The organism is Allobosea sp. 2KB_26 (assembly GCF_052115715.1).
In the GTDB taxonomy this organism is placed as follows: Bacteria; Pseudomonadota; Alphaproteobacteria; order Rhizobiales; family Beijerinckiaceae; genus Allobosea.
In genome coordinates this window covers 287,113-300,544 of record NZ_JBFRHE010000002.1, presented here as the reverse complement: position 1 = coordinate 300,544, position 13,432 = coordinate 287,113, and the positions used below count along the sequence as shown (strand labels likewise).

The following is a 13,432-nucleotide window of genomic DNA, read 5'->3' as shown; positions in this document are numbered from 1 at the left end:
CATAGCCATGATGATATGTGGTCATTCCGGATGCATACCATCGGATAGAGCCTAGCCGATGACGCGTCCCAGCACCCGTCCAAGCAGGTCCAGACCATAGGGCTTCTTGAGCAGCTCGGTGCGCGGCTCTGCCTCAAGCCCGTCGACCTGGTCCCGCCCTGTCGCAAAGACTATCGCGATCGCCGGCTTGAGCTCACGCAAGCTCCGGGAGAGCTCGATGCCCGAAATGTCGGGCAGACCGACATCGGTCAGCAGAATGTCGATCTCCTCCCGCGATGCGATCTCGATCGCCTCCCGCCCGCTATCGGCCTCGATCGCGACATAGCCGAGTTCGCGAACCAGGTCGGCCGTGTCCATGCGAATGATGGCGTCGTCTTCGCAAACGAGGACCGTGAGTTTCCGTGCTGGCTCAGGTGCCGCGAGCGGGGCCGGGCTGGCCGCCGGCTGCGGCGTCTCGCCAGACGGTTTCCTGCTACCATGCGACAGGACCTGCCTGATCTTCCTGGCCAGAGCCTCGCGCGTGTAAGGCTTCGACAGCAAGTTGACGCCCTCGTCGAGCCGCCCGCCATGCACGATGGAGTTTTCCGTGTAGCCCGAGGTGAAGAGCACACCGAGCTCCGGCAGCCTCTCCTTGGCCTTGCGCGCCAGTTCGGGGCTCTTCAGCGGCCCCGGCATCACGACATCCGTGAAGAGCAGGTCGATCGGAATTCCGCTCTCGATGACCGCGAGCGCGCTTTGCGCGTCATGCGCCTTCAGGACGCGGTAACCGAGTTCACCCAGCAACGCGATCACCGTATCGCGAACGGCCTCATCGTCCTCGACGACCAGAATCGTCTCGCTGCCGCCGCTGACCGGCCCGGTTTCGCTTTCGACCGGCATGTCCTCGACCTGGGTCGAACGCGGCAGGTAGAGCCTGATCGTCGTGCCATGGCCCGGCTCGCTGTAGATCTTCACATGACCGCCGGATTGCTTGACGAAGCCGTAGACCATGGACAGGCCGAGACCTGTGCCCTTGCCTTCGGGCTTGGTCGAGAAGAACGGCTCGAAGACGCGCTCCATTACCTCAGCGCTCATGCCCGAGCCGGTATCCGTCACCGCGACCATGACATACTGGCCGGCCGAGACATCGGAATGCGCGCGCGCATAGGCGTCGTCGAGAAAGGCGTTGCCGGCTTCAATGGTGAGGCGACCCTGCCCGTCCATCGCATCGCGCGAGTTGATCGCGAGATTGAGGAGTGCGTTCTCCACATTGGTCGGATCGACCAATGTGTTCCAGAGCCCGCCGGCGATCATCGTTTCCACTTCGACGGCTTCGCCCAACGTGCGGCGAAGCAGGTCGTCCATGCCCCGGATCAGACGGCCGACACTGACGACCTTGGGCTCCAACGCCTGCCGGCGGCCGAAGGCCAGCAGCTGAGCGGCGAGCTTTGAGCCGCGCGCCACGCCCGCCATGGCGTTCGCGGCCCGTTTTTCGGCTCTCTCATTGCCGGTGATATCGCGCGAGAGAAGCTGCAGGTTCCCGCTGATCACCTGCAGCAGGTTGTTGAAATCGTGCGCAACGCCGCCGGTCAGGTTTCCGATAGCCTCCATCTTCTGGCTGTGGCGTAAGGCATCCTGGGCCCTGGCGAGTTCGGCCGTGCGGAGTTCGACGCGATCTTCCAGAGTCGTGGCGAGGTCCGATAGCGCGGCTTCAGCGGTCTTCTGATCGTCGATATCGGTGTTCGTGCCGATCCAGCGCGCCACCGCGCCGTTCTCATCCAGGATCGGGACGGCGCGGGCAATGTGCCAGCGAAAGGCCCCGTCATGGCGCTTCAGCCTGAATTCCGTCTCATAGCGGACCCCGTCGCGGCGGGCATTCTCCCAGGCTGCGGCGGCACTCGCGAGGTCGTCGGGATGAACGATCGATGCCCAGCGCTCGTCGTCCAGCGCGCCTACCCCTGTTCCAGAATAGGAGTAGACCTGCTCGTTGAACCAATCGAGCATTCCGTCCGGGGTCGCGGTCCAGACATGGTTCGGCATGGACTGCGACAAGGTGCGGAAGCGGCTCTCACTCTCCTGCAACGCGGCCTCGGCCTTCTTGCGGCCGGTAATGTCCTGGAAGAGCACCGCGACCTGTTTCGCGCTGGCCGGCTCGATGCGGAAAGCCGAGAGCTCAAGATAACGGCCGGTGGCGACGAGCTCGCGTTCGAAGCGGATCGGCTGGCCGGTGCGCAGCACGCCGCCATAGAGCTCGACCCAGCCATCGGCCTCGTCCTGCACCATTTCGCGAAGCTTCTTGCCGACGACATCGGGAATGCCGGCATGAACCGCGTAGGCGGGGTTGGCCTCGATATGGACGTAGTCGCTCAGCGCGCCATGCGGCCCGTCGAAGAACTCGATGATGCAGAAACCCTCATCGATGCTGTCGAACAGGGTGCGATAGCGCTCTTCGGTCGCGACCAGTGCCTCTTCGACCGATCGTTGCACCGTGATGTCGCGGGAGATCGCCAGCAGCCGCTCCGGCTTGCCGTGGGGACCCGGGACGGGCGTGATGCGGACATCCCACCATTTGGGCGTGCCCGCGATCGTCTTGGCGAAGCCCACGAACTGGCCGATGCCGCCGGCCCTGGCCGCAGCGACAGCGGCAATCGCCCCTTCCCGGTCCTTGCCCTCCCAGAAATCGGTCCAGGTGCAGCCATCGATTGCTCCAAAATCGGCAACCTCCATGACTCGCATCCCGCCTTCGCTCATGAAGGTCAGCTTGCCGTCGAGGTCGAGAACCTTGATGCAATCGTCGGATATCGCGAGCACGCTCTGGATCAAGCGGCGGTCGCGCTCCACGTCTGTCGTCACAGTCAGGTCCCCGCTCATCGCGCTGTGTTGGGCCGGGAGGCTGCGAGGGCTCCTACCGGCATTCGGCATCAATTGACATGGAGGAGATCATCGCGGGGCACCAGGCTGAGCAGGATGGGAGGAAAAGCCGGAGATAGACTCGCCAACAGGTCGCCGGGGAGACGAGCGATCTCGACACCTGCAACCAACTGGCGATGCTCAACTGCGATGCCCTTCTCCAGGTTCCATCTCTCCGAAAAAAAAACTGCGACGAGGTCGTCCCGTGCCAACCCTCATTCTGATCCAGCTTGGGATTCGCCCTCGCCGTCCCCGCCATTCCTCACGCCGTAGGAACTGGATTTTGCGCCCAGCACGAGCGTGTAGCCGACGGCTTCCAGCCCTCGCCTGAGCAGTTCGCGTACCGCCGCAGCACGCGTCGGCATGCGATTATTGAACCGGAAGTCATCGATCACCCTCAGTTCGTCCTCGTCGAGCATGACCTGGAGTCGCTCGCCGCGGCTAAGACTGGTTCCCTTGATCGTCGTCTCGCTCATCGTTCGACCCTGCGCTGACTCGGGATCACTCAATCGACGCAAAAGCATCACTCCCCTCAGAATGCGCCACTTACTCATTTGTTCCAAGTGAGCCATCGCCTCGAAATAAGCAGGCGGCGCGCACACCTCCCTATAAGCCACTGCACCAATTGGTTTTTCATCGTATCGGCCGGCGAGACACGGTACTCTTGCGGAAATAATTTCAGGGAGGGCGCCGGACTAGCGCCGTTCCGGAACAGGAGCAGCGATGCCAGTTGCAGGAAAAATCGTACTGAAGAGCGGAGCACAGCTTCCGCTGGAATACCGCATGGTGACCCAGCCGGACGGCCTCTTGTCGGGAGAGCTGATCGGAGATCTGGACGCCTGGGATCCGTTGGTCTTTGCCGATCGCCTGAGACTGGTCTGCAATGACGGGCGATCCGTCGAGGTGCTGATCACGCATGTGACCGACAAGGGCGCACTCTTCATCGCCGCGATGGAAGCGGCCGCCACGCACTCCGACTGCCAGGATGTGGCGCCGGCGACGGCGGCCATCGCTGGCTAGTTCACCGGACCTGATCTCGTATCTGGTCCGCTGATCTCACCTCAATGTGTTTGAATCGGCCTTCCCGAAAGCCGCCGTCCACGTTTTGGGCCGATGCGTGGGATTGGGCCGCGGCGTGCCCGGATCTGCGCGCCGCCGGTTTCAGCTTGTTGCCGCGTCGACGGCACGCTGGAGATCGACTTGCCAGAACGGCTTTGAGAGCCGAGGCAGTTTCTGTCCCTGGTCGGTTGGCAGCTCCGCATAGCCGGTCGCCAGGATGATCGGCAGGCTCGGCCATTTCGCCCTGATGATTTCGGCGAGCTGGGCCCCCGTCATCCGGGGCATCGCATGATCGGTGATGACGAGATCGACCTTCGCGCCGCCGTCGAGAACCTCGAGCGCCTCCATGGCCGAGGCCGCCTCGATCACGCTGTGTCCTAGATCCTCGAGCAAGGCTGCGGTGTTCATCAGGATCAGCGCGTCGTCATCGACGGCGAGCACGAGCAATGAGCGCTGGGGCGTGTCATCCACCGGATGCGATCGAGCATCAGGCAAGACTTCCGCTGTCGGCAAGCGCATTGCGGCGGGAAGCCAGATTTCGGCCGTCGTTCCCTGTCCGGAGCGGCTATTCAGGACAAAGCGCCCCCCGGATTGCTCGGCCATGCCATGGACCATGGAAAGTCCGAGCCCGGTGCCCTTGCCGACCCCCTTGGTCGTGAAGAACGGTTCGGTGGCGCGCGCCAACGTCTGCTCGTCCATTCCCTCGCCGACATCGCTTACCGACAAGCAGAGATAGCGCCCGGGTGCCAGGTTCGAGCGCCCGCCTGCCGAAATATCCTCGGCGCGCGCCGCAAGGATGATCGTCCCCCCACCTGGCATGGCGTCCCGCGCATTCATGGTCAGGTTCAAGAGCGCCAGTTCAAGCTGATGCGGATCGACGCGCGCTGCGTCCAAGGCGAGCGGAAACCGCGTTTCAATGCTGACGAGCGGACCAAGCGAGCGCTGAAGCAGCTCCGACATGCCCGAGACCAGCTTGGGCAGATCGACCGTCGCCGGGGTAAGTTCCTGGCGGCGCGCGAAGGACAGCATGCGCTGCGTCAGGGAAATTCCCCGACGTGCGCCTTCGATCGCGTTATCAGCGAGAGCCGCGACTTTCTCGTTCGTGGCCTGTTTGCGGATGAGTTCCAGGCTGCCCAGGATGGCGGCCAGCAGGTTGTTGAAATCATGTGCAACGCCGCCCGTGAGCTGACCGATGGCCTCGGTCTTCTGGCTCTGAAGCAGCGATTGTCGCGCTTCATCCAGCGCCTGCTCGTGGCGCCGCCGTTCGGTCATGTCTCGGGTGACCTTGGCGAAGCCGATGACGTCGCCATTGTCGCCCTTGATCACATCGATGACCACGCTTGCCCAGAACGGCGTCCCGTCCTTTCGGACGCGCCAGCCCTCCTTTTCGAACTTGCCCTCGCGCATGGCCGTATCGAGGGCGCGCTGGGGCTCGCCCTTCTCGCGGTCCTCTGCCGTATAGAACCGGGAGAAATGCTGGCCGATGATCTCGTCGGGGGTGTAGCCCTTGATCCGCTCGGCACCCTGGTTCCAGTTGCTGATGATGCCGTCGCGATCGAGCATGTAGATGGCGTAATCGGTGACGCCTTGCACCAGGAGCCGGAAGCGCTCCTCGCTTCGACGCAGGGCATTTTCGGCCTCTCTTCGCTCGGAGAGATCCCGCGTGATCTTGGCGTAGCCGAGAATATCGCCGTCTGTTCCATAGATCGCATCGATGACGACGCTGGCCCAGAAGGTCGTGCCATCCTTGCGGACGCGCCAGCCTTCGCTTTCGAAGCGGCCCTCGCGCGCCGCCGTGCCCAGCGCAAACGCGGGCAGGCCGCGTGCGCGATCGGCATCGGTGTAGAAACGCGAGAAATTCGTCCCAAGGACCTCGAGCGCGGTATAGCCCTTGAAGCGTTCGGCGCCGCGGTTCCAGCTGCTGATCGTGCCCGCCGGGTCGAGCATGTAGATCGCATAATCCGTGACGGCCTCGACCAGGATGCGATAACGCTCATCGCCCATTGCAGATTGTTCGGCCTTGCCCATAGCGTCCCCGCGCATCACACCGGAACAGGGAACGCCGGGGAATCGAAACTGTTCCGTCGCCGGAACGAAAAAACGGCGGGCGCCTCGCCGTAGCGCAGCATGCGGCCCGGGCGTCAGAGTTGCTCCTCTGCACGATCGACCGCCTGGAGTTCCGGAAGATCTGAGCGTGCTGCGCAGGTCCTCGGCGCATTTTCAGATTGAACCGAACGGCTGCCGCGCTAGCCTAGCTGCAATGATCATTCGTCAGCTCGTCTATCTGGATGCCCTTGCCCGCGAGAAGCATTTTCGGCGCGCAGCCGAGGCCTGCCACGTCTCCCAACCCACCCTGTCGACCGCCATCGGACAGCTGGAGGAAGAACTTGGCGTGCTCATCGTCGAGCGCGGACGCCGGTTTCAGGGACTGACCAACGAGGGCGAGGTCGTCCTTGCCCATGCCCGCCGCATCCTGGCGGAGGCCGACCTGCTGAAGGAATCGATCGCGGAGCTCAGGCAGGGCGTGAGCGGCCGAATCCGGCTCGGCGCCATTCCGACAGCCCTGCCGATGATCGCCCATATCACCGCGCCATTCTCCGAGCGCTACCCGGCCGTCTCCCTGACCGTGCTGTCGCTGACCTCAGCCGAGATCCAAAGCCGGATCGACAATTTCGAGCTCGATGTCGGTCTCACCTATCTCGACAACGAACCGCTCGACCGGGTGATCTCGAAACCGATCTACCTGGAATCCTATGTGCTGCTGACGCGCGAAGATGGCGCGCTCGGCGGGCAGGACACCATCACCTGGGCGGAAGCGGCAGAACTCAAGCTCTGCCTGCTGACCTCAGACATGCAGAACCGACGGATCATCGACGGCATCTTCCGCTCCGTCGGACACTCGCCGCGGCCGGCGATCGAGACCAACTCGATCTTCAATCTGTGCTCCCATGCCGGCATTCAGGGCGTCTCGAGCATCGTGTCGCTGCAACTGCTCGAGTTCTTCGGCGTGCCGCTCGGAACCAAGGCGCTGCCCCTGGTGGAACCCGACGCCAAGCGCACCATCGGGCTGATCGTGGCGGACCGCCAACCCTTCGCGCCGCTGGCGCGCAATCTGCTGATGATGTCGCGCCCGATCAGCGAGGCCGGGCTGCCCCGACTGCCAATCGTCAGATAGCTGGGTTCTATCTAAGACGGCAGATCCAGCTCATCCCAGAGGGAACTATAATCGTTTGTCTGCGTTCTGTTGATCGGCACGCAAGGAGATGCGGCGGGCATCCCGATAATGCGGCTTTTTGATAGCTAGAAACTATCATGTAGTTGGAACAAACGATTTGAAATCGTTCCAACCTTGGCCACCCTGACCACAAGCACGACAGCCGGTTCAACGGCGCCGCTTGGAGGAAATATGGCTGAGTTTTCGGCATGGGACCGGGACGAAGCACGTCGAATCGTCGGCGGGCTCGTTCATTTGGAAGGCGCAACCCTGCCCCTCCTGCACGCCTTGCAGGAGGAGTTCGGCTATATCGACGCCGAAGCCGTACCGCTGATTTCCGAGGCCTTGAATCTGTCGCGCGCCGAGGTTCACGGCACGATCAGCTTCTATCACGACTTCAGGGCCGAGCCGCCGCCGCGCCGCGTCGTCAAGCTGTGCCGGGCCGAGGCCTGCCAGGCGCTCGGTTGCGAAGATCTCGTCGCACATCTCGCCCAGGCGGGCGGGATCGCGGTCGATCACGCCTCTCCCGACAGCCCCGTCGCGGTCGAGACGGTCTATTGCCTCGGCAATTGCGCGCTCGGGCCCTCGGCGCTGGTGGATGGCGAACTGATCGGGCGCGTCGACGCGGCGCGCCTGCTGGCGCTTTGCGAGACACAGCCCGGCTCCAGGGGGCAGCGATGAGCCAGGAGTTCACGAGCAGCCCGGTCCCCAGCATCCGCGTCTTCGTGCCGATCGATGCGGCCGCCCTATCGGTCGGGGCCGAGGCGGTCGCGCAGGCGATCCTGCGCGAAGCCGCAGAACGCGGCATCGAGATCGAACTCGTCCGCAATGGTTCGCGCGGCCTGCTCTGGCTGGAACCGATGGTCGAGGTTGAAACCAGCGAAGGCCGCGTCGCCTATGGCCCGGTGACGGCGGCTGCCGTGGCAGGATTGTTCGATGCCGGTTTCACCAGCGGCGACGCGCATGCGCTGCGCCTTGGGCCGGTCGCTGAACTCGACTGGATGAAGCGCCAGCAGCGCCTGACCTTCGAGCGAGTCGGCGTCACCGATCCGCTCTCCCTGGCGGATTATCGCGCCCATGGCGGTCTCGCAGGATTGCAGGCGGCGCTCGCGCTTCAGCCGGCCGAGATCGTCGAGACGGTGCGCGCGTCTGGCCTGCGCGGCCGGGGCGGCGCCGGGTTCCCGACGGGGATCAAATGGAAGACAGTCCAGGATGCCAGGGCCGAGCAGAAATATATCGTCTGCAATGCCGATGAGGGCGATTCCGGCACCTTTGCCGACCGCATGCTCATCGAGGGCGACCCCTTCCTCCTGATCGAAGGCATGGCGATCGCGGCCGTTGCGGTCGGCGCGACGCGTGGCTACATCTATCTGCGTTCGGAATATCCGCATGCCTATCGCGCGCTCTGCCGCGCCATTCTGAAGGCGGAACATGCCGGCCTGCTCGGCGACTCGGTCCTCGGTTCCGGACATGCTTTCCACCTCGAAGCCCGGCTCGGAGCGGGCGCCTATATCTGCGGGGAGGAGACCTCGCTGCTCGAAAGCCTTGAAGGAAAGCGGGCGATCGTCCGGGCCAAGCCGCCCCTGCCCGCGCTGCAGGGCCTGTTCGGCAAGCCCACGATCGTCAACAACGTGCTGTCCTTCGCAGCCGTGCCCTGGATCCTGGCCCATGGTGCGCAGGCCTATGCCGATTTCGGCATGGGTCGCTCGCGCGGCACGCTGCCGGTCCAGCTCGGCGGCAATATCAGGCGCGGCGGGCTGATCGAGCTCGCCTTCGGCATCTCCCTGCGGGAGATCATTGAGGGGTTCGGCGGCGGCACGCTGAGCGGCCGGCCGATCCGTGCCGTCCAGGTCGGCGGCCCGCTCGGCGCCTATCTGACCGAGAAGCAGCTCGACACGCCGATGGATTACGAGGCGCTGGCGGCGATGCGGGCGATGCTCGGCCATGGCGGCATCGTCGTCTTCGACGACACGGTCGACATGGCCAAGCAGGCGCGCTTCGCCTTTGCGTTCTGCGCCAAGGAAAGCTGCGGCAAGTGCACGCCCTGCCGGATCGGCGCGACACGCGGCGTCGAGGTGATGGACCGCATCATCGCCGGCCAGGAGCGTCCGAAGAACATCGCCGTGCTGCGCGATCTTTCGCGCCTGATGACCGACGCTTCGCTCTGCGCGATGGGTGGCCTGACCCCCATGCCGGTGCTGAGCGCGCTGAACCATTTTTCCGAGGATTTCGACCGGCCACCGCTGCCGATGGCCGCCGAATGAGGAGCGCCTGATGAGCCTGATCAAGGAGATCGATTACGGGACGCCGATCCGCGTGGCGGAGAAGCTGGTCACGCTGACGGTCGACGGGCAAAGCGTCTCGGTTCCCGCCGGGACCTCCGTCATGGCCGCGGCGATGAGCCTCGGCACCAAGATCCCGAAACTCTGCGCCACCGATACGCTCGAGCCCTTCGGCTCGTGCCGGCTCTGCCTCGTCGAGATCGAAGGCCGCCGCGGCACGCCCGCCTCCTGCACCACACCGGCTGAGGACGGCATGGTGGTCAGGACGCAAAGCGAGCAGCTCTCGACACTGCGCAAGGGCGTGATGGAGCTCTACATCTCCGATCACCCGCTGGACTGCCTGACCTGCTCGGCCAATGGCGACTGCGAATTGCAGGATATGGCCGGCGCTGTCGGCCTGCGCGAGGTGCGCTATGGCTATGAGGGTGAGAACCACGTCTTTGCGAAGCAGGACGGCGCCGCAAACGCACTGTTCCTCAGCAAGGACGCTTCGAACCCCTATTTCACCTATGACCCGTCGAAATGCATCGTCTGCAACCGCTGCGTCCGCGCTTGCGAAGAGGTGCAGGGCACGTTTGCGCTGACGATCACCGGGCGCGGCTTCGAGTCACGTGTCGCGGCCGGCCCGACGGACTTCCTCGGCTCCGAATGCGTCTCCTGCGGCGCCTGCGTCCAGGCCTGCCCGACCGCGACCCTGATGGAAAATTCTGTCATCGCGATGGGCCAGCCGGAGCATTCCAAGGTCACGACCTGCGCCTATTGCGGCGTCGGCTGCTCGTTCAAGGCCGAGATGCAGGGCGACCGCGTGGTGCGGATGGTTCCCTACAAGGACGGCAAGGCGAACGAGGGACATTCCTGCGTCAAGGGTCGCTTCGCCTGGGGCTATGCGAACCACAAGGACCGCATCACCAGTCCGATGATCCGCGAGAAGATCACCGATCCCTGGCGCGAGGTGTCGTGGGACGAGGCGATCGGTTACGCCGCGTCCGAGTTCAAGCGGATCCAGGCCAGCTACGGCCGGGAATCGGTTGGTGCGATCACCTCGTCCCGCTGCACCAATGAAGAGGTCTTTCTCGTCCAGAAGCTGGTGCGCGCCGCGTTCCGCAACAACAATGTCGATACCTGCGCCCGCGTCTGCCACTCGCCGACCGGATACGGACTGAAGACCACGCTCGGCACCTCCGCCGGTACCCAGGACTTCAAGTCGGTGGCCAAGGCGGATGTGATCATCATCATCGGCGCCAACCCGACCGACGGTCACCCCGTCTTCGCCTCACGGATGAAGAAGCGTCTGCGCGAGGGCGCCAAGCTGATCGTCGCCGATCCGCGCAGGATCGACCTCGTGAAGTCGCCGCATATCAAGGCCGAGCATCACCTCCAGCTCAAACCCGGCACCAATGTCGCGCTGATGAATGCGATCGCCCATGTCGTGGTCACCGAAGGGCTGATCGACGAGGATTATGTCCGCGAGCGCTGCGACCTGACCGATTTCGAGATCTGGGCCCGCTTCATCGCCGAGGAGCGTAACTCGCCCGAGGCGAGCGAGGAGTTTACCGGCGTGCCGGCAGCCGAGGTCCGCGCCGCAGCTCGCCTTTTCGCCACCGGCGGCAATGGCGCGATCTATTACGGGCTCGGTGTCACCGAGCACAGCCAGGGTTCGACAATGGTCATGGCCATGGCGAACCTCGCGATGGCGACCGGGAATATCGGCCGCGAGGGCGTCGGCATCAATCCGCTGCGCGGCCAGAACAACGTCCAGGGCTCCTGCGACATGGGGTCGTTCCCCCATGAGTTTTCCGGCTACCGCCACGTCTCGGACGACGCGACCCGCCAGATCTTCGAGATGATGTGGGGCGTGCCGCTGGAGACCGAACCGGGCCTGCGCATTCCCAACATGCTCGACGAGGCGGTCGGCGGCACCTTCAAGGGGCTCTATGTCCAGGGCGAGGACATCGCGCAGTCCGACCCCAACACCCAGCACGTCACGGCCGGCCTCACTGCAATGGAATGCGTCGTCATCCAGGATCTCTTCCTGAACGAGACGGCGAAATACGCCCATGTCTTCCTGCCGGGTTCGTCCTTCCTGGAGAAGGACGGCACCTTCACCAATGCCGAACGCCGGATCAACCGGGTCCGCCAGGTCATGGCGCCGCTCTCGGGCAAGTCGGAATGGCAGGTCACGATCGATCTCGCCAATGCGCTTGGCTATGACATGGCCTATGCCCATCCCAGCGAAATCATGGACGAGATCGCGCGCCTGACGCCGAGCTTCGCCGGGGTGAGCTACGACAAGCTCGACAAGCAGGGCTCGGTGCAATGGCCCTGCAACGAGAAGGCCCCGAACGGCACGCCGTTGATGCATGTCGATCGCTTCGTGCGCGGTAAGGGCAAGTTCATGATCACGGAATTCGTGCCGACGCAGGAGCGCACCGGCCCACGCTTCCCGCTGATCCTGACGACGGGGCGCATTCTCTCGCAATACAATGTCGGCGCGCAAACGCGCCGGACCGAGAACACGGCCTGGCATGACGAGGATGTGCTCGAAATCCATCCGTTCGACGCGGAGAACCGCGGCATCCAGACGGGCGATCTGGTCTCGCTTGCCAGCCGCTCCGGCGATATCGCATTGCGGGCCGAGGTCTCCGAGCGCATGCAACCGGGCGTGGTCTACACGACCTTCCACCATGCCTCGACCGGCGCCAACGTCATCACCACCGATTATTCGGACTGGGCGACGAACTGTCCGGAATACAAGGTCACGGCCGTCGAGGTTCGGCGCACCAATTACTATTCGCAATGGCAGGAGCGGAACCGGGAGGAAGACGTCTCGCTCAGGCTGATCGCAGGCAGGTTGCCGGATGCCGCCGAATAATTCGCCCGCCCAGTCTCCTGCCTCCTGCGCGGTCCAGGTCGAGCCGCTGCGGTTCGACGCCGGCCCGCAGCCGTTCGCGATCGCCGAGGTCCCGGTCGAGACGCCGGTGAATGTCGTCTATGGCACCCTGCCCTATGCGGTGATGATGGCAAGCCCGGCCGACCTGGAGGATTTCGTCGTCGGCTTCAGCCTGACCGAAGGCATCATCACCGGGGTCGAGGAGATCCGCACGATCCAGGTCACGCCACGGGACGACGGCATCGTGGTCTCGGTCGATCTGGCGCCCGGCCGTTTCCGTGAGCATCTGGCCCGGCGTCGCAATCTCTCGGGCCGCACCTCCTGCGGCTTGTGCGGCGTCGAAACCCTTGCTGACCTGCCTGTCGCGGAACTGCTATCGCGCAGCAGGTCCCCGGTCACGGCCGGTGCCATCCGGGCTTCGCTCGCCGCCCTCGAGAGCCACCAACCCCTGCACCGCTTGACGCGCGCCGTCCACGGCGCCGCCTGGTGCGACAGCCGTGGTGCGATCCTGGCTGCGCGCGAGGATGTCGGCCGTCACAACGCGCTGGACAAGCTGATCGGCGCCCGGCTTCGCGCCGGCCATGGCGCCGATGACGGCTTCATCCTGGTCACCAGCCGCGCCTCCTTCGAAATGGTCGAGAAGGCCGCGATCTTCGGAGCCGGAACGCTGGTTTCGGTTTCGGCCCCGACATCCCTGGCGATCGAGCGGGCAAAGCACCTTGGTCTCACCCTGGTCAGCATCGCCCGCAGCGACGCGGCCATGCTGTTCGCTGGCACGCTCGCGCATGAGCCGGAGGCCCACACGTCATGATCACGACCAGCAACACGCCCGCCTTGCATGCCGAAGCGGTGCGGGCCGGCAAAGGCGCCAAGCTCGCGCATATGGGCGGCCAGATCGCCGAGTTCTTCCAATCCTACCCGGACGATCAGGCGGTGCCCGCGATCGCCGACCATATCAACCAGTTCTGGAGCCGGCGCATGCGCGACGACTTCATCGCAGCCTTCGCTGCAAACCCGTCCGGATTGCCGCCACTGCTGCGCAAGGCGCTGCCCAGGATCAAGGGCGCACCCGCCGGACGCTGACATCTCTGCTGTTCA

General features: G+C 64.4%; 10 protein-coding genes. 7 read left to right on the top strand and 3 right to left on the bottom strand.

Going from position 1 to position 13,432, the window contains the following annotated elements:
• Positions 1–51: 51 nt before the first annotated feature.
• Both AB4099_RS09590 and AB4099_RS09585 read right to left on the bottom strand, forming a co-directional pair.
• On the bottom strand, positions 52–2,832 hold the full coding sequence (locus tag AB4099_RS09590; RefSeq protein ID WP_441477892.1) for a hybrid sensor histidine kinase/response regulator: 2,781 nt from the start codon (positions 2,830–2,832) through the stop codon (positions 52–54).
• A 272-nt stretch (positions 2,833–3,104) separates the two neighbouring features.
• The gene (locus AB4099_RS09585) at positions 3,105–3,365 is read right to left on the bottom strand and encodes a hypothetical protein (protein ID WP_113515992.1); all 261 of its coding nucleotides are present in this window, start codon (positions 3,363–3,365) and stop codon (positions 3,105–3,107) included.
• A gap of 247 nt (positions 3,366–3,612) precedes the next feature.
• Between AB4099_RS09585 and AB4099_RS09580 the strand changes: the two genes are divergently transcribed.
• Entirely contained in the window at positions 3,613–3,909 is a 297-nt protein-coding gene (locus tag AB4099_RS09580; protein ID WP_441477891.1) for a hypothetical protein, read from the top strand.
• 141 nt (positions 3,910–4,050) lie between these two features.
• On the opposite strand, the gene AB4099_RS09575 is transcribed toward AB4099_RS09580, so the two are convergent.
• Positions 4,051–5,952, bottom strand: coding sequence for a hybrid sensor histidine kinase/response regulator (locus AB4099_RS09575; RefSeq protein WP_441477890.1), 1,902 nt, complete (start codon positions 5,950–5,952; stop codon positions 4,051–4,053).
• A gap of 256 nt (positions 5,953–6,208) precedes the next feature.
• Here AB4099_RS09575 and AB4099_RS09570 point away from each other — a divergent pair, with 256 nt between their 5' ends.
• The 6 genes from AB4099_RS09570 to AB4099_RS09545 all read left to right on the top strand — a co-directional run bounded on the left by AB4099_RS09570 (position 6,209) and on the right by AB4099_RS09545 (position 13,417).
• Positions 6,209–7,123, top strand: a complete 915-nt coding sequence (locus AB4099_RS09570; protein WP_441477889.1) for a LysR family transcriptional regulator — start codon at positions 6,209–6,211, stop codon at positions 7,121–7,123.
• Positions 7,124–7,354: 231 nt separating this feature from the next.
• Positions 7,355–7,843, top strand: coding sequence for an NAD(P)H-dependent oxidoreductase subunit E (locus AB4099_RS09565; RefSeq protein WP_441477888.1), 489 nt, complete (start codon positions 7,355–7,357; stop codon positions 7,841–7,843).
• Entirely contained in the window at positions 7,840–9,426 is a 1,587-nt protein-coding gene (locus tag AB4099_RS09560; protein WP_441477887.1) for a formate dehydrogenase beta subunit, read from the top strand. Before AB4099_RS09565 ends, AB4099_RS09560 begins: the two co-directional genes overlap by 4 nt.
• Positions 9,427–9,436: 10 nt before the next feature.
• A complete protein-coding gene (gene fdhF / locus AB4099_RS09555) occupies positions 9,437–12,316 on the top strand; it encodes a formate dehydrogenase subunit alpha (protein WP_441477886.1) in 2,880 nt (959 codons plus the stop codon).
• The gene (gene fdhD, locus AB4099_RS09550) at positions 12,303–13,145 is read left to right on the top strand and encodes a formate dehydrogenase accessory sulfurtransferase FdhD (protein WP_441477885.1); all 843 of its coding nucleotides are present in this window, start codon (positions 12,303–12,305) and stop codon (positions 13,143–13,145) included. The genes fdhF and fdhD overlap by 14 nt, the downstream gene beginning before the upstream one ends.
• Positions 13,142–13,417 (top strand): formate dehydrogenase subunit delta, encoded by a 276-nt coding sequence (locus AB4099_RS09545; RefSeq protein WP_441477884.1) that lies wholly within the window; start codon positions 13,142–13,144, stop codon positions 13,415–13,417. The genes fdhD and AB4099_RS09545 overlap by 4 nt, the downstream gene beginning before the upstream one ends.
• Positions 13,418–13,432: the final 15 nt, after the last annotated feature.